24 protein-coding genes are annotated in these 25,714 nt (G+C 61.3%); 9 read left to right on the plus strand and 15 right to left on the minus strand.

The features are described from left to right. Window positions 1-21 precede the first annotated feature (21 nt). The 4 genes from NUW13_12560 to NUW13_12575 all read right to left on the minus strand — a co-directional run bounded on the left by NUW13_12560 (window position 22) and on the right by NUW13_12575 (window position 3,495). Complete coding sequence (locus tag NUW13_12560) at window positions 22-1,020, minus strand: Gfo/Idh/MocA family oxidoreductase (GenBank protein ID MCR4439849.1); 999 nt, start codon at window positions 1,018-1,020, stop codon at window positions 22-24. Window positions 1,021-1,048: 28 nt separating this feature from the next. Further along, on the minus strand, window positions 1,049-2,188 hold the full coding sequence (locus NUW13_12565; GenBank protein ID MCR4439850.1) for a dipeptide epimerase: 1,140 nt from the start codon (window positions 2,186-2,188) through the stop codon (window positions 1,049-1,051). 146 nt (window positions 2,189-2,334) lie between these two features. Next, window positions 2,335-2,787 carry a hypothetical protein gene (locus tag NUW13_12570; protein ID MCR4439851.1) on the minus strand — a complete coding sequence of 151 codons (453 nt, stop codon included), beginning with the start codon at window positions 2,785-2,787 and terminating at the stop codon, window positions 2,335-2,337. Between the two features lie 30 nt (window positions 2,788-2,817). Continuing rightward, entirely contained in the window at window positions 2,818-3,495 is a 678-nt protein-coding gene (locus NUW13_12575) for a DUF502 domain-containing protein (GenBank protein ID MCR4439852.1), read from the minus strand. Window positions 3,496-4,243: 748 nt separating this feature from the next. On the opposite strand from NUW13_12575, the gene NUW13_12580 reads away from it, so the two are divergent. After that, window positions 4,244-5,125 (plus strand): SDR family NAD(P)-dependent oxidoreductase, encoded by an 882-nt coding sequence (locus NUW13_12580; GenBank protein ID MCR4439853.1) that lies wholly within the window; start codon window positions 4,244-4,246, stop codon window positions 5,123-5,125. Between the two features lie 55 nt (window positions 5,126-5,180). Next, window positions 5,181-5,993, plus strand: coding sequence for a ZIP family metal transporter (locus NUW13_12585; GenBank protein ID MCR4439854.1), 813 nt, complete (start codon window positions 5,181-5,183; stop codon window positions 5,991-5,993). 91 nt (window positions 5,994-6,084) lie between these two features. Here the strand turns inward: NUW13_12585 and NUW13_12590 are convergent, their stop codons facing one another. The 9 genes from NUW13_12590 to NUW13_12630 form a co-directional block, all read right to left on the minus strand. Beyond that, complete coding sequence (locus tag NUW13_12590) at window positions 6,085-6,831, minus strand: SDR family oxidoreductase (protein ID MCR4439855.1); 747 nt, start codon at window positions 6,829-6,831, stop codon at window positions 6,085-6,087. 84 nt (window positions 6,832-6,915) lie between these two features. Further along, entirely contained in the window at window positions 6,916-8,904 is a 1,989-nt protein-coding gene (locus NUW13_12595) for a S9 family peptidase (GenBank protein MCR4439856.1), read from the minus strand. Continuing rightward, window positions 8,901-10,127, minus strand: a complete 1,227-nt coding sequence (locus tag NUW13_12600; GenBank protein MCR4439857.1) for a HAMP domain-containing histidine kinase — start codon at window positions 10,125-10,127, stop codon at window positions 8,901-8,903. The genes NUW13_12595 and NUW13_12600 overlap by 4 nt, the downstream gene beginning before the upstream one ends. A gap of 14 nt (window positions 10,128-10,141) precedes the next feature. Further along, entirely contained in the window at window positions 10,142-12,646 is a 2,505-nt protein-coding gene (locus NUW13_12605; GenBank protein ID MCR4439858.1) for a YfhO family protein, read from the minus strand. A 76-nt stretch (window positions 12,647-12,722) separates the two neighbouring features. Then, window positions 12,723-13,328 (minus strand): HAD family phosphatase, encoded by a 606-nt coding sequence (locus NUW13_12610; GenBank protein ID MCR4439859.1) that lies wholly within the window; start codon window positions 13,326-13,328, stop codon window positions 12,723-12,725. Window positions 13,329-13,885: 557 nt separating this feature from the next. Further along, window positions 13,886-16,375, minus strand: a complete 2,490-nt coding sequence (locus NUW13_12615; protein MCR4439860.1) for an NPCBM/NEW2 domain-containing protein — start codon at window positions 16,373-16,375, stop codon at window positions 13,886-13,888. A 27-nt stretch (window positions 16,376-16,402) separates the two neighbouring features. After that, window positions 16,403-17,251 (minus strand): carbohydrate ABC transporter permease, encoded by an 849-nt coding sequence (locus NUW13_12620; protein MCR4439861.1) that lies wholly within the window; start codon window positions 17,249-17,251, stop codon window positions 16,403-16,405. Continuing rightward, window positions 17,248-18,123: a sugar ABC transporter permease gene (locus NUW13_12625; GenBank protein ID MCR4439862.1), complete on the minus strand. Its 876-nt coding sequence runs from the start codon at window positions 18,121-18,123 to the stop codon at window positions 17,248-17,250. The genes NUW13_12620 and NUW13_12625 overlap by 4 nt, the downstream gene beginning before the upstream one ends. Then, complete coding sequence (locus NUW13_12630; protein MCR4439863.1) at window positions 18,120-19,685, minus strand: ABC transporter substrate-binding protein; 1,566 nt, start codon at window positions 19,683-19,685, stop codon at window positions 18,120-18,122. Before NUW13_12630 ends, NUW13_12625 begins: the two co-directional genes overlap by 4 nt. A gap of 241 nt (window positions 19,686-19,926) precedes the next feature. Here NUW13_12630 and NUW13_12635 point away from each other — a divergent pair, with 241 nt between their 5' ends. After that, entirely contained in the window at window positions 19,927-20,940 is a 1,014-nt protein-coding gene (locus NUW13_12635) for a peptidylprolyl isomerase (GenBank protein ID MCR4439864.1), read from the plus strand. Between the two features lie 127 nt (window positions 20,941-21,067). On the opposite strand, the gene NUW13_12640 is transcribed toward NUW13_12635, so the two are convergent. Further along, the gene (locus NUW13_12640) at window positions 21,068-21,700 is read right to left on the minus strand and encodes a corrinoid protein (GenBank protein MCR4439865.1); all 633 of its coding nucleotides are present in this window, start codon (window positions 21,698-21,700) and stop codon (window positions 21,068-21,070) included. Between the two features lie 72 nt (window positions 21,701-21,772). Continuing rightward, entirely contained in the window at window positions 21,773-22,567 is a 795-nt protein-coding gene (locus NUW13_12645; GenBank protein ID MCR4439866.1) for a sugar phosphate isomerase/epimerase, read from the minus strand. A 566-nt stretch (window positions 22,568-23,133) separates the two neighbouring features. On the opposite strand from NUW13_12645, the gene NUW13_12650 reads away from it, so the two are divergent. The 6 genes from NUW13_12650 (at window position 23,134) to NUW13_12675 (ending at window position 25,618) form a co-directional block, all read left to right on the plus strand. After that, window positions 23,134-23,646: a TlpA family protein disulfide reductase gene (locus tag NUW13_12650; GenBank protein MCR4439867.1), complete on the plus strand. Its 513-nt coding sequence runs from the start codon at window positions 23,134-23,136 to the stop codon at window positions 23,644-23,646. Window positions 23,647-23,663: 17 nt separating this feature from the next. Next, window positions 23,664-23,897 carry a DUF1858 domain-containing protein gene (locus tag NUW13_12655; protein ID MCR4439868.1) on the plus strand — a complete coding sequence of 78 codons (234 nt, stop codon included), beginning with the start codon at window positions 23,664-23,666 and terminating at the stop codon, window positions 23,895-23,897. A gap of 3 nt (window positions 23,898-23,900) precedes the next feature. Further along, on the plus strand, window positions 23,901-24,332 hold the full coding sequence (locus tag NUW13_12660; GenBank protein ID MCR4439869.1) for an OsmC family protein: 432 nt from the start codon (window positions 23,901-23,903) through the stop codon (window positions 24,330-24,332). 3 nt (window positions 24,333-24,335) lie between these two features. Then, window positions 24,336-24,674 carry a thioredoxin gene (gene trxA, locus NUW13_12665; protein MCR4439870.1) on the plus strand — a complete coding sequence of 113 codons (339 nt, stop codon included), beginning with the start codon at window positions 24,336-24,338 and terminating at the stop codon, window positions 24,672-24,674. 117 nt (window positions 24,675-24,791) lie between these two features. Further along, window positions 24,792-25,382, plus strand: a complete 591-nt coding sequence (locus NUW13_12670; GenBank protein MCR4439871.1) for a sigma-70 family RNA polymerase sigma factor — start codon at window positions 24,792-24,794, stop codon at window positions 25,380-25,382. Continuing rightward, entirely contained in the window at window positions 25,379-25,618 is a 240-nt protein-coding gene (locus NUW13_12675) for a hypothetical protein (GenBank protein MCR4439872.1), read from the plus strand. Before NUW13_12670 ends, NUW13_12675 begins: the two co-directional genes overlap by 4 nt. Window positions 25,619-25,714 lie beyond the last annotated feature (96 nt).

Consider the following 25,714-nt stretch of genomic DNA (forward strand, 5'->3'; position numbering starts at 1 on the left):
CTGCGCCTTTGGTGCGGCCGCTCAACTGACTGGCATCCCCTGCTTGACGATGGCGACGATGTCACTGGCCACGGCCAGCGCCCGGCGTGCGTCTTCACCGGTCACCGGCGGTGGCGTGCCGGTGAGCACCGCCTGGACAAATGCCTGCAGCTCAGCCTGCAAGGCGTCAGTTTCCGGTGGGGTGAGTTTGGTGTAGAGCACCTTGCGGCGCCGCGCTCCCTTGTCCACTTGTCCCAGAATTGCCGAGAAGCTCTCTGCCGGTTCCGGGGTCCCCAAGTCCACCATTTGAAAGACCTCGGTGATGTGCAGCAGAAAGTCGATGGAGATGTAGGTGTCGCGCTGGAACAGACGCATCTTGCGCATCTTCCGCTGCGAGATGCGGCTGGCGGTCACATTGGCCACGCAGCCGTTGGTAAACTGGATGCGGGCGTTTGCGATGTCCGGCTCGTGGGAAACTACCGCCACACCGTTGGCGGCAATGTGCGTCACCTCGCTGCGCACCAGGCTGAGAATGATGTCAATGTCGTGGATCATGAGGTCGAGGACCACTGCCACGTCGGTGCCCCGCGGGTCAAAAGGGGCGAGGCGATGCGATTCGATGAACAGGGGTGCCAACTCGATCCCCTCCAGGGCGCGGATGGCCGGGTTGAAACGCTCGATATGTCCCACCTGCAGGGTGAGGTTGTGCCGGTTGGCCAGAGCAATGATTTCCTCCGCCTCGGCCACCGAGCTGGCGATGGGTTTCTCGACGAAGACGTGCACTCCCTTCGTCAAGGCGCGGCGGCAGACATCCAGGTGCGCCACGGTCGGCACCGCCACCGTCACCGCGTCCACTTGCCCCAGCAAATCGTCCATGCTGTCGTAGGGCCTCACCCCCAAGGTCAGAGATGCCTGGCGACGAGCGGCCTCACTGGCATCGTACATGCCCACTAAGGTCACGGACGGCACGCGTGCCAGTGCCTGGCAGTGGCAGGTGCCAAGCTTGCCTACGCCAATGACGCCAATGCGTAGCTTTTCCATAGATTGCCCTCCACGCGCCGTGACAGGCTCAGAATACTCCCTTGACGCCGAAGCCCGGGCCATCTGGCAGGATCAGCCAGCCGTCCTTGACCCTGACGCCCTGGAACGGGTCGTTGGCGATGAGCAAGTTGCCGTCCAAGTCAGGATAGTCCACCAGCGGCGAGAGATGGGCAGCGGCGGTGATGGACAGCGAGCTGGCAATCATGCATCCCAACATGATTTTCATGCGCAGAGAGCGCGCCATCCAGATCATGCGCAGGGCCTCCTGCAGGCCACCAGCCTTGTCCACCTTGATGTTGATGCCGTCGAACGCCTGCGCCAAGGCAGGAATGTCGTGCGCGCTCTTCACGCTCTCGTCGGCGATGATGGGCAGCGGCGAGCGCTCCCGCACCCAAGCGGTCTCTTCGAGCATGTTGCTGGGCATGGGCTGCTCGACGATTTCCACCCCGTTCTTAGCCAGCCATTCGATCTTTCTGATCGCCACCTCTTTGTCCTTCCAGCCCTCGTTGGCGTCCACCCGGAGCGGTTTGTCGGTCACGCTGCGAATGGCTGCTAAGATCTCTTCGTCGTTAGGCCCGCCCATCTTCGCTTTGAGCAGCGGGTAGGGCTCTGCCTCGCGCACTTTCTGCTTGATCACCTCCGGCGTGTCGATGCCGATGGAGAAAGTGGTGCCCGGCGCCTTCTTAGGGTCCAGGCCAAGGAACCGATAGAAGGGGAGTCCGAGCTTCTTAGCGATCCATTCCATCAGCGCCATGTCCATGGCCGCCTTGGCTGCGGTTTGGCCTTCGCAGACCTTCTGGATGGCCTCTCCCACGTCCACGAAGGTCCAGGGATTGCAACTTTCGAGAATGGGGCGCGCCAACTCGATGGTCTGGATGGTGGACTCGAGCGTTTCGCCGTAGCGGACGTTGTGTGCCGCCTCGCCCAGGCCAAAGATGCCATCCTTCTCAAGCTTGACAAAGACATTGTCCTTGTAGGTACTGGTGTTGCGGCTCAACGTCCAGGCGTGCTGCAGCTGGAGGCGGATGGTCTTGTACGTCAGCGTGAAGGAGCCTGACGATGAGGTGCATCCCGTTGCTCCGAGGGTGCTCATTCCGGCACCGAGGGCCCCAGCGGCCAAGACCGCCTTGCCGCTTTTCTCAAAGAATTCCTTGCGCGACATGAGCATGCTTTCTCCTCCTGAGTGACAACATAGGAGCCGAGCTCCGCAAGCTCCCTTTGTAAAGATAGGGAATATTTTCGAAAAGGCAAGGAAAATCTATTCAGTTGACGGCAACTGCTTGGCGAAGGCAGCATGGGGAGTGGCTCTCGCCCTCAAAGCTGGATGGGGAGCGGGCCGAGAATGCCCCGGTTGAGCAGCAGGAGAATGCCCAGCGTGTAGAGCAGGGTGGTCACCACCACGGTGAGCCATTTGCGTCCAGCAAAGTAGGAGCCGAACAGCTCCTTGCCGCCAAGGTGAAGGAGGGCAAAGCCAGCCAAATTGGAGAGCCAATAGAAACCTACGAAGAGCACCGAGAAGCTGGCGGGGATGAGGCGCTCCACCATGCTGGCGAGCAGCCACGCCAAGGGGATATTGAGCGCCGCATCGTTCCACCAGGAAAGAGGTGACAGCAAGTAGCCAAGGCCCACCAACAGCCCGCCGCGCAGTCGGACGCGCAGCGGGCGCGAGGTGACCCTTGCCCATACACGTTTCAGCGAGGCCGTCATCTGTGGGCAAGGGAGAGCGTGCGTGCCGGTGCTCTCCCATGTTCCATCTCTCAGGGCCATCTTTCCTGCGTGCAGGGGATTGGACCGAATTCAGGAGCTCACAAGCTCCGGCTGTCGTTCAATGGCGGGGCCGGGCACGCTGTCTTCGCAAACCGGCGGCGCGGGCTTAGCCACAAGGTCGGCAGGGGCCACTATGCCGCCGGAAACGACTAACTTCAAGGCCCGTTCCACGGAGATCCGCAGGCGGACCACCTGCTCGGCAGGGAAGGCCACCAGCCAGCCTGTGGTCGGTACTGGGACGCGTGGAATGAACACGTTGTAGAGGTGCAGCACACCTCCCTCCTCCGGCCGCCTGGTCTCGCTGGTGATAAAGCCATAGGCAAAGACCCCCTTGCGGGGATACTCCACCATCACTACCTCCTTGAAGAGGAGCTTGTTAGGATGGGACACGGCCTGCGTGATCTCCTTCGCCGCCGTGTAGATGCTGCTCACCACCGGAATCCTTTGCAAAAAGCCCTCCAGCCAGGAAATAGTGCGCCGCCCGGCAAGGTTGGCAGTGAGGAGACCAACAGAGAGCACCACCAGCCCGGTGACCAACACCCCAAAACCCGGGATGTCCCGGCCGAACAACTGTTCCGGCAGAGGACCGACCAGCCCATCGACGGCGCCGAAGAGGAACTTCAATGCCAGCACGGTGGCCACCAGGGGGACCGTTACCAGGAGTCCCGCCACGAACCTATCGCCTACTTTTCTTAGAAGCTGCCGCACGTCCCCACCTCACCGACGTTCCACTTTGTGTGCCTATTTGACCTGCAGAGCCTTGCTCTGCTCATTGATAATTCGCAACTCTCGTGCCGCAGGTTCCGCCAGTTGCTCAAAAAGCCTCAGATCAATGCTAGGCCAAACGCAGGCAACGGCAAACGTGCCCTTCGCGGCAAATCGTACCATTCGGGCAAGCTTCTTTTCGCCAAAGCGACCAGCACCGCCGCCGATCTCCTACCTGGCCGCTCTATTTGGGGCGTCGCAGCCCGCAGTAGCCTCTAGGAAACCACGTGCCAGCACCAGCGCCGCGCACGAGCGCCCCTCCTATCCCAGTCGTACAGCCAGCGCGAGACGCACTGGGCATCGAAGCCTCCAGCTGAGGCAAGGAATGCCTCTTTGCGTCCCAATCCTTGGCGCCTCGTCGTTCATGGCTCCGGCTAAAGTCCGTTGTGATTGGTGATTTTCCAACCAGGGGCTCCAGAATGGCGATCTAAATTTACACAGGTCCGCAGTCGGAATCAACGGGAATCTTGCCCCCAACTCATCCCATGAGGCGGAATCATGAAGGAAGGCAACCTCAAACCGAAACTCGTGCTTTGTCTCGGACGCCGAGGTACGCCGGGAGGGAAGGGATGCGTTGGCCTCGACAAAATTCCCCTTGCAGAAATGCCCGTTTTTTCCTAAATAGATGCGCCAGCGCTGCAGGTGGAGGAGCGGTTTTGTGTGCATTCGACCCAAACCATGGAGGATGGTCATGCTTGGGAAAGTGGAGCAGGCCCGGCGCGGTCCTGGCCAAGGCCGGGCAGTGATGGTGACGGGGTGTTCGACGGGGATCGGTCGCGCGGTTGCCCTCCACCTTGCCGCGCGCGGATTCACCGTGTTACCCACGGTCAGGCGGCTGGAGGATGCCGAGGACCTCAGCCGCAGCGGGCCGGGAATCTTCCCTATCTGCCCTTTGGATCTGAGCAACCCGCAGCAGGTGGCGGAGGCCGCCCGGAAAGTGACCACAGTGCTTGAGGAGCAACATCTCCCTGGCCTCTATGCCCTCGTGAACAATGCCGGCGGTGGTGCAATCGCCCCTTTGGAGCTGCTGGATGTGGCCATCCTGCGCCGCGAGTTGGAGACCAGAGTGGTAGGCCCGCTGGCGCTCCTGCAGGCGCTGCTGCCTGCGGTCCGTGCTGCACGCGGGCGTGTGCTGTGGATCGTTACACCCGGGCTACTTCCTATCCCGTTCGTGGGGAGTATCCACGTGTGCGACTTTGCCGTCAATTGCTTGGCGCGCACGCTGCGTTTGGAGCTGAGGCCCTGGAGCATTCCTGCGATTCTGGTGCGCTGTGGCGGCATAAAGACGCCGGCGGTCAGTCGCACTGCCCGACAGCTGGAACAAAGCCTCAGAGAGTGGCCGGCCGAGCGCGCCCAGCTGTATGCGGCTGGCCTGCGGCATGAGCTCGAACAGCTCGCTGAGTTCGACCGCAAACGGAGTGAGCCGGAGGTGGTTGCAGCGACGGTGTTCAGGGCGCTCATTGCGAAGCGCCCACGTTCGCGCTACACGGTGGGGTTCATGGCGCGGACAGCAGCCCTGGCGGAGCTTTTGCCCCAGGTGGCGGTGGATAAAATCATGGCGTGGCGCGGCTAATGCTGCTTTTGCTCGCGCTTGGGATGGTGTTGAACAGCATGAGGACGGGAGAAGCATGATCCAAGAGTGGTTCGTGAACCTGAATCCCGTGGCCCAGGCTTTGGTGGCTACCTGCGGCACGTGGTTTGTGACCGCCCTAGGCGCAGCTGTGGTTTTGCTGGTGCGAGGGGTGAACCAGAAAGTCCTGGACAGCATGCTTGGCTTCGCGGCCGGAGTGATGATTGCCGCCAGCTTCTGGTCACTGCTCGCACCGGCCATCGAGATGGCTGCTGAGCAAGGAGGGCCGGCGTGGATTCCCGCTGCCGCAGGCTTTCTCCTGGGCGCAGGCTTTCTCTGGGTGGTGGACCGCATCTTGCCCCATCTGCACGTGGGTTATCCGATGGAAGAGGCAGAGGGGCTGAAGACCGCCTGGCAACGAAGCGTCCTCCTCGTCTTGGCGATCACCCTCCACAATATCCCCGAGGGGCTGGCGGTTGGCGTGGCTTTTGGAGCCGCAGGCCAAGGTTTAACTGCGGGCCTTGCCGGTGCCGTCGCCTTGGCACTGGGGATCGGTCTGCAAAACTTCCCGGAAGGCACGGCCGTCTCCGCCCCCTTGCGCCGAGAGGGGATGAGCGCCGGGCGGAGCTTCTTTTGGGGGCAACTTTCGGGAGTGGTTGAGCCCGTCGCAGGCGTACTTGGAGCCATGGCCGTCGTTGCTGTGAAATCGCTCCTGCCCTATGCCCTGGCCTTTGCCGCCGGCGCCATGATCTACGTGGTTGTCGAAGAACTCATCCCTGAGTCACAGCTGGGCAAACACACCCATTTGGCCACGGGTGGATTGGTGGTCGGCTTTGTCACAATGATGGTGCTGGACGTGGCGCTGGGCTGAGACCGACTCGTTTGTGCCTAAGCCATGGGTGGTGCGTGGCGGGGCAAGTGCCTTCGAGGCGCAGGGCAGGACGGCCCTTTGGCGGGATGCTTCACAGCCCCCAGCCGCCGGCGACCTCAATGACGGTGCCGGTGATGTAGGAGGCCGCCGGCGAGGCGAGGAACACGACCGCGCTTGCCACCTCCGCCGCGCTTGCCAGGCGACCTGCGGGGATGCGGGCGGCAAGCTCTCTGGCCTGGGCTTCGGATACCTGAGGCCCATAGACAAACCCTGGCGCGACCATGTTGACCGTGACGCCGTGACCGGCCTCCTGCTTGGCCAGGGAACGCGTGAGGGACAAGAGGGCCGCCTTGGCGACGGCATGGGCCCCAATCTGCGCGAAGCCATGCCCAGCTTCCAAGCCTGCCAAGCCCAGGTTCACGATACGTCCATGCCTGCGGCGACGCATACCCGACAGTGCAGCCTTGCACAACAAGAAGGCGCTGGTCACGTTGGTTTCCAACATCTCCTGCCATTCCGCTGCCGTTGTCTCTACTAACGGTTTCTGCAAGAAGTGGCCAACGACGTTGATCAGAATGTCCAGACGGCCAAACCGTCTCTCGACTTCTGCAATCAGGGCGAGGGTCTGGTGCTCGCTGGTCACATCTGCCTGCACGGTCAGAGCGCGACGCCCCATGCGCAGTGCTTCCTGCGCCAAGTCTTCTGCCTTCTGCTTGTTTTCGCAGAAACCGATGGCGACATCGGCTCCGGACCGAGCTAAGCTCATGGTCACGGCGCTTCCGATGCACCCGGTGGCCCCGGTGATCAACGCTACTTGACCGTCGAGTTGGAGGTTCATCTGCAGACCATTGGTGTGTGGCGAGCAGCGGGAGGCGTGGCAGTGCCGCGGCCCGGGCTGCACTCAGCGCCTCTGGCCAGAGGGCTACTCTTGCCGCGGCTCTTCTTCATTCAGCGGCTGTGCCGACATGACGTGGCGGTCGAACCAGGAGAGTGCCCGCTCCACCCAATGGACCACGTGCGCTGGCTCGTTGCCAAGGTTGTGCCCCTCCCGGGGATAGAGCACCAGCTCCACGCTCTTGCCAAGAGCGCTGAGCGCATCTCGCATGTCGATGGCCTCCTGGGAGCGGACCTCTGCGTCCTGTATGCCGTGCAGCAGGAGCGCTGGCGTCTCGATGAACTTGGCGTAAAGAGCTGGCAAACGTTCAATGTACGGCTTGCCTTCCTGCCAGTAGTTGGTGCCCAAGTAGGTTTTGCCCCATGCGGCACGCGCCGGGCTCGTGCAATGGCTCAACAAGTTGAATATGCCGCCCATGGCGACTGCAGCACGAAAACGGTCGGTCTGGGTGGTGGCCCAATTGACCATGTAGCCCCCATAGCCGATGCCCAGGATGCCCATGCGCACAAAATCGCCGATGCCGATGTCGTCCAAGTACATCACCGCCGCCATGAGGTCGCGGTAGTCACCGCCGCCGATGTCCAGACGGCAGGCCTGCCCGAACTTCTCGGTGTAGCCCGCGCTTCCCCGCGGGTTGGGCGCCGCCACCAAGTAGCCTCGGTTGGCAAAGACCTGGAACAGCAATTCCTGGCGCAGGGTATTCACAAAACGTTGGTGGGGTCCATCGTGCACGAAAAGGAGCACCGGACAGCGAATGCCGGGAACATATCCCACCGGGTAGACCACCACCATTTCTAACTCGTACCCTTCGTTCTGATAGCGGATCACCGTTTGGTTGCCGAGGGAGAAGGGGGCAAGTTGGGCGGAAAAGTCAGTGAGCTTCTGGAGTTTGCCCTTGCGGTGCACGAAAACCTCGGGCAGGGTGCGGCTGTCTTCCCGCAGGTAGGCGTAGACCTGGCCCTCTGTCGCCACGCTCAAGCTGCTTACCACGCCGTTGCCTCTGACCACATCCGCGATGCGCCGCGTCGCAGGGAAGACCTGGTAAAGGTAGGTGTGCATCCCGGCCGGGACGGTCACGTAGACGGATTTGCCATCCCTGGCCCACACCGGGTCACCGACTGCCAAGTCGAGGCGTTCGGTCAGAATCGTTATTCTGCCAGTGACCAGGTCGATGACGGCCAATTCTGCCTGGCTGCAGAGGGGGTCCGGTGCGGGTCTGGTCAGGCACGCCAGCGAGAGGCCGTCAGGAGAAAAGCGCGGCGCTGCCGCTGGCCCGGGCAGAGTGGTCAGCTCACGCACTTCGCCGGTCTCCAGGTCCCGCAGGTGTAGACTGCCCCACGGCGCGGTCGTGCCCTCGTCCTCTGTGCAACAGGCGACTAGCGTGCCGTCCGGCGAGAGGTCAAAGTCGGTGACGCGCGGCCCCAGCGCCATTACTCGACGCCGCTCGCCCTCTGGCACAGTGGCCATCCACAGCTCATCCACAGGCGTGACCGCCGGCCATACCAGGGGGTCATTGGCAGGCGAGGCAAGTGAGGAGGATGGCCGGGCCACGTAGTAGAGACAGTCACCGGTGGCTGCCCACCGGTGGGCGACCACTCGCTCCCCTGCGCTTAGGCACGAGGCCTCGCCACCGTCCGCAGGAATGACCCAGAGGCGCACAATGCGACCGGCAGAGGCGTTGGCGCCAGCGGAGGAGCGGTCAGACAAGAAGGCAATGAAACTGCCGTCCGGCGACCAGGAGGGTGCCACCTCCCGGCCGTCGCCGGTGGTGAGCTGGCGTGGGTCTTCCTGGTCATCGCCAATCAGCCACAGATGTGAAAGGAACCTCTGTCTGGCAAAATCGGCCTCCCTGAGCACATACACCAAGCGCGTGCTGTCCGGGGAGAGGGCCACTTGTTCGGGGTAGCGCAGCGAGACGACATCGGTTGCCGTCAGCGGCTTCTGCCCCCATGCAGGCCCCGCTACCTGCGGTGCCCACGCCGCGAACCAGATGACTGCCACCCCGACGACTCTCATCTCCAGGCCTCCTTCTTGTGCTGACGCAAGGGCAACACAATCCGCATGGTCGTGCCCACCCCCACTTTGGTCTCTTTGATGAATAGCCTGCCGTGATGATATTCCTCAACGATGCGTTTGGCAAGGTTTAACCCGAGCCCCCAGCCGCGTCTCTTGGTGCTGAATCCCGGCTTGAAGATTGCCCGCCTGTGGCGAGGTGGGATCCCTTTGCCATCGTCCTTGACGTCGATGTAGACAGCATCGCCTCGGTCCGTGAGGCCCACGGAGATCTGTACCATGCCGCGGCTCTCCTGCACCGCCTCCAACGCATTCTTCGCCAAGTTCTCCACCACCCATTCCAGCAAATCACGATTGACCGCAACGGGTGGCACCTCCGCGTAGTCCACGATGATCTGCGTCCTGTGTCCCATCTGCGGCAGGCGGCGGCGCAGATAGCTGACGACGTCGGCCACGATTTCCTGGACTGCCTGTGGTTTCAACTCCTGGTCGGCGCCGATTTGCGAAAAGCGTGCCGCCACCTTCTCCAAGCGCTGCACGTCTCTGCTCATCTCAACGGCGGTGCGCTGCACCTCCTCAAGGCTGGTGCTCTGCCTGATGAGGTCCAGCCAGCCCATCAATGAGGAGATCGGCGTGCCGAGTTGATGGGCGGTTTCCTTAGCCATCCCCACCCAGAGGAAGCGCTGCTCGCTTCGCTTGATGGAGCTGTAGCCCACAAAGGCCACCAACACCACCAGTCCGACCACGGCAATCTCCACATAGGGCAGGTAGCGCAGCTGGGTGATGAGCCGCGAGTCCCCGTAGTAGATGTACCCCAAATCCTGCCCCTGGGCACGAATCACAATGGGCTTGTTCTCGCGTGCCATGGTGCGCACCATCTTCCTCACCTTGGCAAGGGCGGCTGGCGATCGGTCGCTATCGTCTACACCCACATTCTTCCAGTACTGCGGCTCATGGTGCACATCGGTCTGGATGGCCGGAAAGTTGATGCGCATGATGACTTCTTCAAAGAAAAAGTTCATAAGTTCACTGCTGTGTTCGTCGTTCTCGGCGCCGATGATTTTCTCATAGGTGTTTGCCCAGAGGGTGACGATCTGACGGGCATCGGCGCGAAGCCTGTCGACCAGCTGTTGGGTGTAGAGCAGCAACACCGCCACTGCCGCGGCGACCAAGACGAAGAGCAGACCCTTGAAGGGACCAGTGCGCGTGTAGATGCTGTTGGCCATGGCTCCAGCTTTCGCTACTTTGTAGGCGGTGCCGCGGCGCGCCGGCGCTGCAGGTAGGGCGGAACGGTGCTGTAGGCCACTACGCCTGCGGCCAAAAGCAAGCCCACAATGCTCACCATCAGCCCAAGGCGGAACGAGGCTGGCCGGAAGGCGAAGTGGATGCGGTGGTGCCCAGGTTGCAGGAAGAGGCCGCGCAGAATGTAGTTGGTCTTGTAGATGCGCACCGCACGACCGTTGTCGTAAGCCTTCCATCCTGCGGGGTAAAAGACCTCGCTCACCACCAGCAGCGTCGGCCAGGCAACCTCGGCCTCGAGGTGGATGTCGTGGAGGTCGTACGAGCTGACCTGCACGCGATTCTCCGCCGCAGGTGCGATGGCAAAGGGTGGCTGCTCCTCGACGATCGCCATGCGATGTGGGTCAAACTTCCCGCTCTTCATGAACTCGAAGATACGATTGCGGCCAGAGACGACCACCACGCTGTCGACAAAAAAGGCGCGCGGCAAGGCCCCGGTGTTCAGGTAGACCCCAGGCATGTCGTCCAGAACCTTGCGGAATTGCTCGTCGCGCAGGTCGTAATAGGAAATGACGTATTTGACGTTGAGCATGTCCAGGAAGGCGCGGTCAGTGACGATGCGTTGTGGCGAAATCGTGCCCGGCGCTACCGGCTGCAGCATTGGCCTGCCCTGGTGGGAAACAAGACGCCAATACTTGGCAAAAAGCGGCGGGATGCCAGGGAAGGTGCGCTGGTCAAGGCCGCTCTCCTCAATGAACTCCTGGTAGATGCGCAGCTTGGCCGCGTGGTAGCCGAACACACTCTGGATCTTGTGGTACATGTACCAGTTGGGCGTGCGATTGTCCGGCGCCGCATAGATGCGGAAAGGCTCCTTGTCGCTCTGCAGGAACCTCACCGCTTCGTTTCTTGCAAAATAGGCATTTTCGTCAGCTCTTGGCCTAGCCTTGATGATCCGCGCGTCCACCAGGTAGAGGTCCACAACCGCTACAACGATGACCACCGTCGCCATCAGCGCTCTCCCTACCTGGCGCCGCAGGTACAGATGCACCATGCCGGCACTCACCGCGGTGAAAAAGAGCGTCAGAAACGCGTCCAGCAGTGCCCGGTTGTAGGCGTGCGCGCGAACATCCACCGTCAATTTCCGCGGCAAGCTTCCTGCCAAGGAGATGTACAAGCCCTTGCCTACAAGCAAGAAGAAAAACAGCACCCCGACCACCGCGAGGAAAACGGCACTGTAGGTGGAGACTGCACGCCAACGCTGAGCAGGCACTTTGTCCTGGGCAAGCATCAGCACCTCATGCAGGCCGATGCCGGCGAGCAGCAGCATGGCAATGTCCAAGACGATGTGGATCATGCTCGGCACGCGGAAGCTGCTGAAGAAGGGCAGGAGGTGAAACATCGGCTTGTACAGAATGGGGAAGTGCTGACCAAAAGAGACTAACAGTGAGAGGAGGGCCACCACCGCGAGGAAGATCGTGTTCCGGTCCCGGCGCAGCACCAGAGCCATACCCGCAAAGAAAAGGACCACTACGCCGAAATAGAGCGGGTAGTCGGTGAAGGGCATCTTGCCCCAGTAGGTCTCGCCGCCAAAGCCCAAGAACGACGGCACCACAAAGGTGACCATCTCCAGCGGGGAGAATGACCAGGCAGTGGCATAGTCGTAGTCCAGTGCCCCTTCAGCGCCGCCACGGATGGAATAGTGGGAGTATTCGTACACCGGCAGGGTCAGCACCGCCGAGAGCATGACGCCCAAGATCCCGGCCGCTGCCAGCAGGGCTGCGCTCTGCCAGACCGGTTTCCATCCCTGGCGCGCTCGCAAAGCAAGGATGCTCCGGTAGACGAAGAACAGGATGATGAGGAGGGCCGTGTAGTACGACACCTGCAGGTGGGCCCTGAGCAGTTGAAAGCCGATCGCCAGTCCGAGGAGAGCTGCATACAGAGGTTGGCGCTTGGTGACCACCAGCTCGGTGAGGTAAAGGATGAGCGGGATCAGCACCAAGGTCAGGAACTTGGTATTGTGGCCAAAGGCGGTAAAGGCGACGTACTGCGGCACAAATACCACGGACAAGCCCGCAAAAATGGCCGCCAGCGGGTGCACCTTCCAATGGCGGAGGAGCAAGAAAATGAGGCTCCCGAACAGCAAATAGTTGAGTAAAATGAAGAGGAACGGCGGCAGTTGCAGCAGTCCAAGGACGGACTTGACCGCCGAGTCGATGGGGTTCACGCGGGGGGCGCTGAGCAGGCTGCCGTAGGAAGGCATGCCGCTGAAAATATACGGCGTCCACAGCGGGAATATCCCGCGCCTCAGCGCATCTTTGACGAACGGCGCGGTGGCGTCGGCCGTCAGCTTGTCCGGCGGCAGGAGCGTCTTGCCGAAAAAGAGGATCTGACCGTACACCACACAGAGCAGCACGACCATGACCGCCAGCAGCACCAAGAGAGGCCGTCGCTCGCCAGCTGAAGGTCGAGTTTGTGGCGTGGTCTGCATCGGTTTCTTCTTGGCCATCACTGTACCTCGTTTGGCGTTCGTGCGCCGCGGCGCGCGGGCGATGACGCTGCACACGGCGCTGAGTGGGGATCATCTATGGCACCGCTATCCCCAATGCGCGAAGCTCTCCCACCAGGGCATCGCGTCCCGGGTAGAGGAAGGCGGCCATGCCCACCGAGCGGGCGGCGAGCACATTGGGTTCAAGGTCGTCGATGAACAGCGCCTCAGCCGGGGCACAGCCGGCCCTGGCCAAGGCAGTGGTGAAGATTGCCGGGTCGGGTTTGGCCAGGTGCTCGCGGAACGAAAGCACGGCGGGCCGCATGCCGGCCACGGCCTCGATGTGACGCGCAATCCACTCGTAATGGGCCACGTTGGTATTGCTGATGGCCCCGACCTGGAGGCGGCCGTCCAGCTGGGTGATGAGCCGCACGACCTCCTGATTGGGGGTGAAGATGTCACTGAAGGCGCGCACGAACTGCTCCTCTTCCATCCTGAGTTGCAGCGCCTGGAGCGCCCAGCTGGCGTACTCCCTGGTGGAGGTTAGACCGAGCTCGTATTTCTTCGTCTCCGGCGACTCGAGAAGAAGTCGCTCAATCTGCGCAGGTTCGTAAGGACTGAACTTGGCAAGCCGCTGCACCGCAAGGTCGAAGTGGACGTTGACCACCACGCCCCCAAGGTCAAAGAAGACGGTTTTGATCATTCCTCTACCACTGGCAGAAAGGTCATTGGCATTCGGCTTCCGCTCTGCGCGATCCTCGCGGCCAAAGTTACAAAAGGGGCGGCGAAAAGTCAAGGGAAACGTCCATGCTCGACGATTTTCCCCCTGGGGTGCCAGTGGTCGGCGGTGAGCTGCAGGTGCCTCACTGCCTCCTGTCGATGCCACAACTGGGCTGCCCCTGGCATGTCGCACGCCGGCATAGGCGGGGGGCGTCGGCGGCATAGCAGCCGGACATCGGAGAGCACCGGAGTACGGCTGCCCAGCACGCCTCCCCCGGATGCCCCCGACCTTGTGCCACGACCCCGCAAAGGAGACGAGCCAAACAGTCTGTTCGCCCACGCGCTACTGACCTTCGCGCAGGTACTCTGCCGATTCCAGGGTTGACTTGGGGCCTCTTAGCCGTAGGCGCGCCTCGGCGCTACCTCGCCGCTGAACCCCGCACGCCATTGCCGGAACCGCGCACCAGGCTGCTCATGATGAGCCGTCCCGCACCGCGTTCCTCTCCTGCCGGTGAAAACGAGCAAAGGTCGGCGGATGCTTTACCGCCTCACCTGCAGCTCCGCCCAGTCCGCATGGTCATAGTCGATGCCGTCGCCGCCGTCGGCCACCTGCAGGCGCAGAATGTGCACGCCGCCTATTGCTACCTGCATCCTTTGGGGCGGCTGACCGCCGCGCATGAGGCCGCTGCGCCAGAGGAGCCGTCCGTCGCCGAATACCTCAAAGACCACAGAACCGCGTCCCTTGGGCACCTCGTCATCCACACCGACCCAGCCCTCCAGTGTGGTGAAGCTGGCTCCGAGTCGATAGACGATCTCGGAGGCGGCGTGGGTGCCGATCCCCTTGGCAAATCTTCGGCCGGCGATGCTCAGGTTTCTCCCCTCCACGCTGGCATCCATCTGCACCGCCGCCCAGCCGCATGTGGCGCGAAGCGCTCGAGCGTCGGAGAGCCATACTTGCTCCGGAGCGGTGAGAACCCCCTCCAGGTCGATGCTCGCCAATTCACTGCGTGTGCCATCCTGCCAGACGGTTGCCACCGAGACGACGTTTGTCGCGCTCAGGTCCAGGTTCCGCAACTCCACGCGCGCAAGAGGCGTGAAGCCGAGGAGCTTACCGTTGAAATAGACAAGGTACCCACAGTTCAAGCTGTAGACAGGATTCCAGCTCACCTCCGCGCAATCGAGTCCTATCTGCCTGGCGCGTAGTTGGCGCGGGGTCTCCACCGGAAAGGAATAGCACTCGGCCGGCTCAAATGTCACCTGCCAACGTACCTGCTGTGAGGCCGAACTGACGAAGGAACAGGTTGCCCACCCCTGGTGGTTGGTCACCTCCATTGTCCGACCGGCGACCTTTGCCTCCTTGATGCGGAACGTGCGCCCGCTCCTGGGGAAGGCAAAGCGGAGCTCATAGCGGTCGCCCGCGACAACCTCGCTCTTCCCGGAGTAGACAAGCCTCGATGAGTCGTAGGAGACTTCGCACAGGTCGACCCATCCCTGGGTGATGTGGCGATTAGTCGAGATGAGTTGCGGGCGTTCCTCTGCGGGAACCAGCGTGAGCACGCGGCACGAGGCCGGGTCCAGATGGACGAAAATGCCGTTCTCCCAGCAGCCCACGTACTCCTCCGCCCAAAAGTCGTACACGTGCATCGGGCTGTCTTCTGGCAGGCCGAGCTCCGCCCAGGAAAGGTAGAGGCACACCGGGTTGCGCTCGTCGTAGTTGAAAAGACCCACCACGTCGTAGTGCCTCCCCAGATGGTTGACCTTGAGGTCCCAAATCTGCTTGTTGGCCTGCGAGGGGAAGAGGTCCAAGGGACGGATGTCGACCGCCGGGAAGACGCGCTTGAGTATCTCCACTCGCTCTGGCGGGAGGTCGGGCATGCGGTCGCTGGCCATGAGCGCTTGTCCGGTCAGGCCCTGCAGTGTGCTCCAGGCGCGCGCCATGTCCAGGGGGAGTGGCGGCCGGAGGAGCATCACGTCTGGGTCGCAGTACCAGACCATGTTGTGCAGGAAGTACCAGCGCATGGTGGCCTGCACGGCCGTCAGGAAGCCGCGCCAGTCGCAGACCACGTCGCCACCGGTGCGCGAGCCGTTCATGATGCCCATGCCAGGCAGCGGTATCCCCCAACAGCCGAGCAAGTAGCTGTCCGGCCCGATGGCCTGGCGGATGGTGCGCAGCGTCTGCCGGTAGAGTTCCTCCGGCGCGCCCGCCGCCGGATTCGCCATGAACTGTTGCTTCTTGCGGTACTCGTCAATGACGATCGGCTGCCCATCGATTTTGAAGTAGGTGTATCCCCACTTCTGCAAAGTAGCAAAGAGGTTCTCTAAGTAGGCGTGTCCTCTTGGCGTAGAGGGGTCCACTAAGTACTTCCCTTCCCAGGTATCGGAAGCACTGCTACCGTCGGACTTCAGCAGGAAAGCCCCGGACTGCTTGACCACCTCCTCGTTGCTCTGGCCGTGCGGTGCTAACCAGAGGCCGGGCTCTAAGCCCTGTTTCTTGATGAAAGTGGCAAGTTTGTCCATCCCTTCGGGGAACCGCTTGTCGATGGTGGTCCAATCACGGTTTTCGCCCATGCCGTGGCCGGTGCCCTGCCAGCCATCGTCGATCTGGCAGTAGCGCGCACCAAAAGGCTTGAGGTGCGCGCCTAACCAGGCGGCATTCTGCCGCACCTCTTCGGCGTTGATCTCTTGGTAGTAGAAATACCACGAACACCACCCCGAGGGCGCCAGGGGGAAGCGGCTCTTGTCCAAGGGCTGGTAGAAGGTGATGCCGTGGCGCTGGCGGAAATAGTCCTTAATTTCCGTCCCATCCCTGAGACGCACCACGTCCTCCTCCGGGTAGAAAATGCCATCGGCAAGAGGCGTCTCCACAGGCCCCAAGGTCATCACGAAGAGGTCGGGCTGGGCACTGTCGGTCGTCCGACATGGCACCGGCCTGGGCCAGGCGAGCTCTACCTCACTTCTTGGAGTGCGCCGTGAGCAAGACAGAGCAACCAGGCCTGCCAGGCTGAGAGCAAGTGGTAGGTATTTCAGCATGACGTCCTCCAGGTTACACGACGAAGCTTAACACTTCAACGCACCGCTGGTCATCCCCCTGATGAAGGCCTTCGTCGTCAGCGCAAACAGCAGCAGCAAGGGGAGAGAGGCGATGACGTAGCCTGCAAAGAGCGCCGGGTACTGGCACCCGTAGAGCGAAGTATTGTAGGCCAGCAGGCCCACCGGGAGCACGAACTTACGCGCGTCGTTGAGCGTGACGAAGGGCCACATGAACTCGTTCCACGCCCAGAGCAGATTCATGATCGCCACCACGCTCAGCATCGGCCGCGACAGCGGCAGCACCACATGCCAGAAGATGCGCAACTCGCTCGAACCGTCCACCGTGGCCGCGTCAAAAAGGTCTCGGGGAATGGCCTCAAAGCAGGAGCGCAACAAGAAGATGGCAAAGACCTGTCCCCCGCTCACATATGGCAGAATGAGCGCTAAATGGGAGTTGAGCAGCCCTAATTGCCGCACCACCATGAATGCCGGCACTAAGGTGAGCACCGAAGGGACCATGAGGACGGCAATCAAGGCCAAGAACAGGGCATTGCGCCCGGGAAACGTGAAGCGGGCGAACACATAGGCGGTGATCGAGGATAACACCAGCACACCGGCCACCGCGGCGCCGCTCACCAAGATGCTGTTGAGAAGGTACTGCCGGACGGTCTGCCATCCGTCCACGTAGTTTGCCCAATGGATCGGCGAGGCAAGCCCCCAGAAGTCGCGGTAGAACTGCGGGATGCTCTTTAGAGAGGTCAGAATCATCACGGCAAAAGGCAAGAAGGTGAAGGTCACCGCCACCAGAAGCACGGCGTGAGCCGGGATATGCCCAGCGGAAAAGAGACCTCGTGGGCGACAACGCCTCGTCCTCACGCGATCTCCTCCTGTTTCATGAAGCGCAAGTTGAGCACCGTGAGTCCCAACATTGCCAGGAAGAGCACCACCCCGATGCTGCAGGCATAGCCCATCTCGTTGAAAGAGAAGCCGCACAGGTACATCCACAGGCCAGGCACCATCGTCGTGTAGCCCGGCCCGCCGCGGGTGAGGATGAGGAAGAGCTCGTAGCCTTGCATGGTGCCAATCATGGTCAGCACCACGATTACTCGCATCTGCCCTAAGAGCAGCGGGAGCTCGATGCGCCAGAAGCGCCACCACCAGCCTGCTCCCTCCAAGCGCGCCGACTCTAACAGCGAATCGGGGATGTTGAGCAGGCCTGCGTAGAAAACCAGCAAGGCAAAGCCGGAGACAAAGGGGAAGCCAACGCCTATCAGCGCTCCAAGTGCCGTTTGCGGGTTACTGAGCCATCCCTTACTGAGGCCGGACAGCCCCAGTGCCTGCAGCAGCGCTGTCAGCAGCCCACCATCAGCATAGATGAACTGCCACAGCAAGATGACCACTATGGCCGGCACCACCATCGGTATCACAAAGAGCACGCGGTAGAAATAGCGCCAGGCTTCGCGTCGCAGGTGAAAGATCAACACCGCCACCGCCAAGGGCACGGCAAGCTTGATGGTCAGGTTAGCCACCATGACCAACGCGAGATTGGCGAAGGCCTTCCACATGACGGCGTCGTGCACCAGGCGGGCGAAGTTGCTGAGTCCCGTGTATTCCTCCACGCCGCCGGGGTCCCAACGATAGAAACTGTGGAAAAAGGCGCTGACGATCGGCCAGTAGTTGAACACCACCAGCAGCGCAAAGCTGGGCAGCAGCGCTATGTAGATGCCCCGTGGGGCTCGTCGCGTCACGGTGCCCTCCTTGCCGAGAGCAGGCGGGCTTCTGCCTCAGGCGACCACTCCGGAAGGCCCTCTGGTTCCGGCCAGCCGTTCTCGGCGATCAGGCGTTCGGCCGTTTCGCGGAAGTAGCGACCCATCTCCTGCATCAGTTCATCCAGGCTGATGCCATCCTGCAAATAGAGCTCGATCATCCGCTGGTGGTGGTCAGTGAAGCGATGGCCAAGGGAATAGTTCCACTTAGTAGTGCAATAGCGCCTGGTGACGATCTCTGCGAAAGGGGCCAACGAGGGTGGCAGAGGTGCACCCACAATGTGCGGCACGAAGAGCCCCGCCTCGTTCACCACGCGGGCGTTGTTCTCCGGTGTGGTCAGGAACATGAGAAAGTCAATCACCGCGTCCAGTTCAGCGTCGTCGACGGCGCGCCGGGTGACGTGGAATTGCATTCCTGCCCCGCCAATGACGCACTGGTCCACTCCGCAGCAGTATGGCGAGTGGTCTCGATGAATGGGCGGCGGGTAGAACACACCCCAGTGGAAATTGACCATTGGGTCCATCCGCAGGCGGCGCACGAACCAGGAGCCGTTCCAGACCATTGCCGCCTTCTGGGTGAGAAACAGGCGAGCGCCGTCGGTGGTGGCAAAGTCACGCTGCCAGTAGGTGCGCCATTCCCGCAGCAGGCGCCAGACCTCGCGAAAGCGCGGATTGTCCGGGGCAAACCACCCCTTCTTCAGCAACCAGCACAACTCCTCCGGCAGGAGATAGCCTCGGTAGTATTCCTCCTCCAATGGCGATGCCTTCTTGTAGTCGATGATGTCCAACAGCTCGAAGTAGCACTGGTCAAAGATGAGGTCTTGCGCCCAGTCGTAGTGCATGTTCGTGGCGATGACCAGGGGGAGGTAGCCGGCCGCAGGGAGGTTCTTCTGTAGAGTGAGGAACTCCGGCCAGGTGCGAGGCAACCTGAGGTTAAGACGGGCGAATATGTCCTGGTTGTAAAAGATGCCGGTTTCTACAAGGTCGTAGACCACGCAGTAGAGTTTGCCATCCGGCGCGCGTTTGGCCTCTGTGAGGGGGCGCATGGCGAAGAGGTCGCGCCAGTGTTGGTTGCCTGGCACATAGGGATTGGGGAGGTCGAGGTAGGGATCTAACGGCACCCACCAGCCTTTGTTCTGCTCGATGTCGGGCCAGACTGCCTCGGTGTTGAGCTGGACGATCTCGGGGGCTACGCCGCCGAGCAGTTGCGTCCGCACCCACTCGCCCTCTGAGCCCCCTGACAGCATGAGCTGCGTGAGGAATTCTATGGTGACCTCAGGGTGCAGACGTTCGTATTCGTCTGCCAGTTCGCGCAATGCGCGCAGCGGCGGCCCCACTGCCTGCGGAGAGCCGCCGGGGCGATACTCTCCGGCCGCCACCTGGATGAGGTGGGGCCTCTCCGGATTCAGGGAGCGCCCGTACAGGGGCGGCTCCTTCCAACGCCAGTCGTCGCCAGGGTTACCGCCACGATTGGTACTGCACCCGCCTGCCAGGAGGATGCTCATGAGCAAGTGGCAGATGCCCACCAGGCCGGCACTTCTCACGCCACACGCTCCCTTCGCACGTTCGCCGCTGCTCTCCCTTGCTAGTGCATCCGGAGCGAAAGTATCACATGGGCGCACGGGGAGAGGTCAGTCTTGATTCAAATTTAGCAACTTTCCGGTCTTAGTCAAGCGAGAAAACGCCACCTTGCCCGGCAGAAAACAGTTGCATTCGTCGGTGAAGATGCATAACTTTGCCAAACGCGACGGAGCGAAGAACCGAGGCCACACAAGGAGGAGAAGCATGAAGCGTATCGGTGTGAGCATACTGCTGGTGGCACTGACCTTTGCGGCCTGTACGAGGCCTCGCACGGAAAAACTGCAGCCGAACACCGCCGCCTATGCATTGGCGAGCGACCTGAGCAAGTCGCTGCCCTTCCTTGATCCGAACAAGAACCGTACGCTGGTCAAGACGCGCCACTTCCGGGTGACCGTTGGTGATGTGATGGAATATCTGGTCAACAAGATGGGCGACAGCGCCGGGAGTCTCCGCACCATGCAGCTGGAGAGGGTCAAAGAGACCGTCACGCGCACCGCCGAGTCTTTGGCAGAACAGCGCCTGCTGCTTCGTGCCGCACAAAGGGAAGGAATTTCCGTTTCGGCCTCTCAGGTGGATAGCGTGCTGCAGTCTCAGTATGAGCGCTTTGGCGGTGCAGAGCAATATGCCTTGCTCTTGCAGCGCTCGGGCGTGAGCCTGGACTTTCTGCGGAATGACACCCGCAACTCGCTCTTGGTCACTCGCTATTTGGACCGAGTATTAGCGCCAGTCGCGACTCCCAGCGAGGAGGAAATCCGCCAGGCGTACGAGGAAGAGCGCTATGCGACGATCCGCCACATCCTTTTCCTCACCCAGGGGCACGTGGAGGAGGAAAAGCCAGAGATCCGCGCTAAGGCGGAGGCGGTCTTGGCGCGTGCCCGCGCGGGCGAGGACATGGCGGAATTGGCCCGGCTCTACTCTGAGGACGAGGAGACCAAGGACAAAGGCGGCTTGGTGGTTGACGTGCCGCGTGGGGAGATGCTCGACCCCCTTGACCAGGCGGCGTTTTCGCATCGCATAGGCGAGGTGAGCGACTTGATCGAGGTGCCCTACGGCTACCACATCTTGCAGGTGGTGGAGCGGAAGAAGGACCCGCGTCCCTTGGAAGACATGCGCCCGTTTCTGGTGAGCGAATGCAAGGCCAAGAAGCGGGTACCAGCCTACCAACAGCTCATGACCAAGCTGCGCCAGGAAGCGCGCTGGTGGGCGGCCAAGGTGTGATTGTGTCGCACCGTTGGGGCGATCTTCCGGCCAGCTACACCCCATAGCCAAAAGGCACGCCCGCAAGAGGACGTGCCTTCGTGTTCGTGGAGATTGCCCGCAAGTCGGATGAACGCACCGGGGCCGCTCAGGCCACCATGGTCTTGACGACTTCCACAGCGGAGGCGGCATCTGGGGCATAGCCGTCGGCGCCGATCTCGTCGGCGTAGCTCTGGGTGACCGGCGCTCCGCCGATGATCACCTTGAAGCGGTCTCTGGCCCCATGTTCTTGCAGGGCGGCAATGACGTTTTTCATGTTCACCATGGTGGTGGTCAACAGGGCCGAGAGGCCGATAACCTGGGCCTGCCGCCCTTCTGCTGTGGCAATGAACTTGTCCGGGCTCACATCCACCCCAAGGTCGATGACCTCGAAGCCGGCGCCTTCGAGCATCATGCCCACTAGGTTCTTGCCTATGTCGTGCAAGTCACCCTTTACCGTTCCCAACACGCACCGGCCAATGGGTTTGACGCCCGTCTCCACGAGCTTCGGTCTGAGGATGGCCATGGCCCCCTTCATCGCCCTGGCGGCAATCAGCACCTCAGGCACGTAGAACTCGTTGTTCTTGAACTTTTCCCCCACCACATTCATGCCGGCGATCAAACCCTTGTTGAGGATTTCGGCAGGAGGGATCCCCTCGGCCAGTGCCCGACTCGTGAGCCGCTCGGCATCGGGCAGCTTGCCGCGAATGATGCTTTCGCTCAGTTCTTGGAGTACCTTCATGACATGGGTCCTTTCAACTCGTTACCGCTTCAATGTTGACGTCCGTTGCCTCAAATCCTGGTCGCCTATCGCTCACAATGAAGCCAAGGTGCGCTGCAGCCATTCAGCACTTTGCCGCGATTTTTCCAGAAGTGGTTCGCAGTGTGTCTCCAAGGTGACGTGGTGCAGGGCGCGATCGCGCGCCAGCTCTTTCAGTTGCCCGGTGTAGTCAATTTCGCCTTGGCCCACGGCCACCGCCTTGCAACCCTCCGCCGTGGTCACATAGTCCTTGATGTGCATGTTGACCACCCAATCGCGAAGGGCACGATAACCGTCGGGATAGGGCCGTTCGCCGCCGGTGAAGGAGTTGCCCGGGTCCCAGTTGGCCATGAGGTGCGGGGAGTTGATGGCCTGCAGCACGCGGGCGGTGCCGCTACCGGTATCGCACCAAAAGCCCGGTTCATTTTCCACCGCCAAGACGAAGCCGTGCTCCTCTGCCCGTCGCGTGAGCCGTCCGAAGAGATCCAGCACCTGTTGGTAGCCGTTCTCGTCGCCTGGCGCGCGCATGATGCCGAAGGTGATGATGAGATTGGTACCCACCCGCTCGGCGAGAGCCATCGAGTCGTCGAATACCTTGCCGATTTCCCGCTGCAAGCCCTCCCGGTCGTGCAAGGTCAGCTTGAATATGCCGGGCGAGACGGCGGTGATGTTGATGCCACGCTCCTTCTTCATGGCCAGGATGACCTGCAAATCCGCCTCGCTGATGTACGGCACCCGCCCGCTGCGCACACAGCGAAGCTCATAGTCCTCGATTCCCCAACTCAACCCGTGGGATACCGCTTCTCTGAAGTCCAGGCTGATTTCGTCCGAGACAATGCCGAGCTTCATCCTTCTCTCAGTCAGGGTTCGCCACCTCATGGCAACTTTGAGTTCAAAAATACAAAAAAATTTTCCCCTCGTCAACCGAAAGTTCCTCTCTCTCTTCGCCTTGAGGAGCTCCCGGCGATGCCTACGTGGTGAGGCCCCTATGGCGGCAGACCGCCGAGGTCGGCAGGGCGGCGAAAGCCGGTGAGGAGTCGGTGCTGGAAGGTCGGGGCTGTGTGCAGCGCGCCCATATTCGTCACAAGTCAGCTCTGGCGGGCGCAGGTCACCGAACCCTTGAGGCTCGCGCTTCTCGATGGAGGAGGGCCCCGCCGGTTCATGCGACAGGCGCACTGCTCCGCAGAGTCCAAGGATTTCCCTCTGAAACTTTCCGCCCCAGGAGTCATCTAAGCAATGACTCTTGGTAAAGCCCATGGCCGAGTGGGTCGCCGTTAGGCCCGAGGAGGGTTAGCCGCGCCATGGCCCTGCTTGCAGGCTGCGGCTGGCGCGTGGACGCAGGAAGCTCAGGCCTGCGCCTGGTGAGTAGGGCCATGGAGAATGGCGGCATGCAGTCTCACACGGAGGAATACATCATGAGGACTGTAACTGTGCGCGTCGTCACCGTGATGGCACTGACGTTCTTGTCGGTGGGGGTTCTGGCAGTAGCCGCCCGGGCACAACAGCAGAGGACCAAGGCCTACGACTTTGCGCTCAAGGACCTGGACGGCAAGGTGCACCGCCTTTCGGACTATCGGGGCAAAGTGGTAATCGTGGACTTCTGGGATACCTGGTGTCCGCCTTGCCGCAAAGAAATCCCGGAGTTTGCGGAACTGCATAAGGCCTATGGCGACAAGGGTCTTGTCATGATCGGGGTGGCCGGAGGCCGCTACGGCGTGGAGGCGGTACGCTCCTTTGTGCACCAGAATCGCGTGCCGTACGTGAACCTGCTTGCCAATGATGAGGTGTACAAGGGCTTCGGACCCATCGATGCGATCCCGACGACCTTTGTGATTGACCAACAAGGGTACGTGTACCAGAAGTACGTGGGTTACACGCCAAAGGAAGTGTTCGAGCGGGACATTAAAAACCTACTTGCTCGCCCGTAATCCGGAAAGGATGAGCGGTGAGGAAACACGAACGCGCGATGCCGCTTGTCGGCAGAGACACGTCAATCGAAAACCTGGTGAGTCGTTATCCGCGCTCGGTGCGCTTTCTCATGGAGAAGGGCATCAAGTGTCTGGCCTGTGGTGAGCCAATATGGGGCACCGTGGCCAGCAGCGCCCGCGCCAAAGGGTTTTCTGAGGAGCAGATCGATGCTCTGGTTCAGGAACTGAACACGTTTATCAGCGAAGGGTAGAGTATGCGGGCAGTGGTCAGACAGGTACAAGGGCTGAGCTTTGTGGGCAAGGCGGACTCGAACCATTGGGTGGTGATGGACGCTACCCAGAAGGTCGGCGGCAACGATGCCGGCTCACGACCCATGGAACTCGTGCTCATGGCCTTGGCAGGGTGCACGGGCATGGACGTGGCGTCGATTCTCGAGAAGATGCGTGTCACTCTCGACGACTTTTGGATGGAATTGGAAGCCGACCAATGCGCTGAGCATCCCAAGGTGTTTACGGCTATCCGCCTCAAGTACGTGTTGGTGGGCGAGCAGGTGCCTCGCGAGGCGGTGGACCGCGCCATCGAGCTCTCGCAGAGCACCTACTGCTCGGTGTCTGCCATGCTGCGCAAGGCGTGTGACATATCGAGCGAAGTGGAGATTCGACAATCTAACAAGAACAGGAGGTAGCAGATGGGAAAGACTGTAGAACTGACCGACAGCAATTTTGCAGCGGAGGTAACCGATTACAAGGGAGTGGTCCTGGTGGATTTTTGGGCCGAGTGGTGTGGTCCCTGCCGTATGGTCGGGCCGGTCGTTGAGAAGATTGCCGAGGACTATGCAGGTCGGCTCAAGGTGGGAAAGCTCAACGTCGACCTCCATGGCAGGGCCGCCTTGACCTACGGAGTCACAGGCATTCCGACGCTGATTCTGTTCAAAGATGGGCAGGTGGTTGACAAGATCGTCGGTGCTGTCCCGGAAAAAGAGTTGAAGAAGATGGTGGATGGCCACCTCGCGCCTGCTGCTCATTGAGTGGGGCGCGAGCTATCAGGCGCCTTCGCCGCATGGGGCCGATTTTGCGCTTGCATTTCTGATTGCTTTTGCTTACCTTGCAAGCGGCAATCAGGTCGGACCTTGCGGTGAAGGCGTATGGTTTTGGTGCAGGAAAGCGAAGCGGAGCTCATTGAGCGGGCAAAAGCCGGCGACCGTGCGGCGCAGGCGGCGATCGTCAGAAGGTACGAGCAGATGGTCTACAACGTGGCCCTCCGCCTGACCGGGAACGCTGATGAAGCAGAAGGGGTGATGCAGGAGACGTTCCTGAAGGTGTTGGAGGCGTTGCCTACCTTTCGCGGCGACGCGCAGCTGGGCACCTGGATCTACCGCATCGCGACCAACTATGCGCTCATGCAGCTGCGCAAACGCAAAGTGCCAACCTATTCCCTGGAGGAGTACAACCTCGACGAGAGTCGCGACCTTGCCTCCTTCAATCGTTCGCTGGGGGACAATCCTGAGGCGCTGGTGCTCAATGCGGAACTGCGCGCAGTGATGGAGGAGGCCATCGAGGCATTGCCGGCCAAGTACAAGACGGCATTCGTGCTGAAGGATATGGAAGGTTTGCCTCTGCAACAGATTGCCGAAATGCTCAATCTGAACGTGGCAACGGTAAAGACGCACATCCATCGTGCGCGACTCTTCCTGCGCGATCGCCTGGCTGACTATGTGGAGAGAAGGAAGAAGTGAACGGCAACTGTCTTACCAAATTGGAGGATATCTGCGCAGCGTTGGACGAAGAGGTAGACTCCGAGCGCTGCCAAATCATCAAGAGGCATTTGGCCGCCTGCCCCCACTGTTGCGCCGTCGTGGACTCCATCCGCAAGACGGTGCGCCTTTTTCAATGCCTGCCCAAGGCAGACGTGCCGGAGGAGGTGGATCTTGGCCTTTGGCGCGTCTTGAACCTGGAAAGGCCGGAGGGGTGATGCCAACCGCAGGACGCGTGCTATCCCCGGGGCGAGGTAACCTTCTGACCCTCCCCACAGAATAAAGCCTTTCCATAGCAGCCGGCCCTTCTCAAG

It is taken from the genome of candidate division KSB1 bacterium (genome assembly GCA_024655945.1).
GTDB lineage: Bacteria > Zhuqueibacterota > Zhuqueibacteria > JANLFK01 > Oleimicrobiaceae > Oleimicrobium.

Excerpts from the sequence above, each read along its gene's own strand:
- NUW13_12645 (MCR4439866.1), bottom strand. The coding sequence starts at position 22,567 with ATGAAGCTCGGCATTGTCTCGGACGAAATCAGCCTGGACTTCAGAGAA.
- NUW13_12590 (MCR4439855.1), bottom strand. The coding sequence starts at position 6,831 with ATGAACCTCCAACTCGACGGTCAAGTAGCGTTGATCACCGGGGCCACC.
- NUW13_12595 (MCR4439856.1), bottom strand. The coding sequence starts at position 8,904 with ATGAGAGTCGTCGGGGTGGCAGTCATCTGGTTCGCGGCGTGGGCACCG.
- trxA (MCR4439870.1), top strand. The coding sequence starts at position 24,336 with ATGGGAAAGACTGTAGAACTGACCGACAGCAATTTTGCAGCGGAGGTA.
- NUW13_12580 (MCR4439853.1), top strand. The coding sequence starts at position 4,244 with ATGCTTGGGAAAGTGGAGCAGGCCCGGCGCGGTCCTGGCCAAGGCCGG.
- NUW13_12560 (MCR4439849.1), bottom strand. The coding sequence starts at position 1,020 with ATGGAAAAGCTACGCATTGGCGTCATTGGCGTAGGCAAGCTTGGCACC.
- NUW13_12570 (MCR4439851.1), bottom strand. The coding sequence starts at position 2,787 with ATGGCCCTGAGAGATGGAACATGGGAGAGCACCGGCACGCACGCTCTC.
- NUW13_12605 (MCR4439858.1), bottom strand. The coding sequence starts at position 12,646 with ATGGCCAAGAAGAAACCGATGCAGACCACGCCACAAACTCGACCTTCA.
- NUW13_12585 (MCR4439854.1), top strand. The coding sequence starts at position 5,181 with ATGATCCAAGAGTGGTTCGTGAACCTGAATCCCGTGGCCCAGGCTTTG.
- NUW13_12640 (MCR4439865.1), bottom strand. The coding sequence starts at position 21,700 with ATGAAGGTACTCCAAGAACTGAGCGAAAGCATCATTCGCGGCAAGCTG.
- NUW13_12610 (MCR4439859.1), bottom strand. The coding sequence starts at position 13,328 with ATGATCAAAACCGTCTTCTTTGACCTTGGGGGCGTGGTGGTCAACGTC.
- NUW13_12670 (MCR4439871.1), top strand. The coding sequence starts at position 24,792 with ATGGTTTTGGTGCAGGAAAGCGAAGCGGAGCTCATTGAGCGGGCAAAA.
- NUW13_12660 (MCR4439869.1), top strand. The coding sequence starts at position 23,901 with ATGCGGGCAGTGGTCAGACAGGTACAAGGGCTGAGCTTTGTGGGCAAG.
- NUW13_12615 (MCR4439860.1), bottom strand. The coding sequence starts at position 16,375 with ATGCTGAAATACCTACCACTTGCTCTCAGCCTGGCAGGCCTGGTTGCT.
- NUW13_12600 (MCR4439857.1), bottom strand. The coding sequence starts at position 10,127 with ATGGCCAACAGCATCTACACGCGCACTGGTCCCTTCAAGGGTCTGCTC.
- NUW13_12635 (MCR4439864.1), top strand. The coding sequence starts at position 19,927 with ATGAAGCGTATCGGTGTGAGCATACTGCTGGTGGCACTGACCTTTGCG.
- NUW13_12565 (MCR4439850.1), bottom strand. The coding sequence starts at position 2,188 with ATGCTCATGTCGCGCAAGGAATTCTTTGAGAAAAGCGGCAAGGCGGTC.
- NUW13_12650 (MCR4439867.1), top strand. The coding sequence starts at position 23,134 with ATGAGGACTGTAACTGTGCGCGTCGTCACCGTGATGGCACTGACGTTC.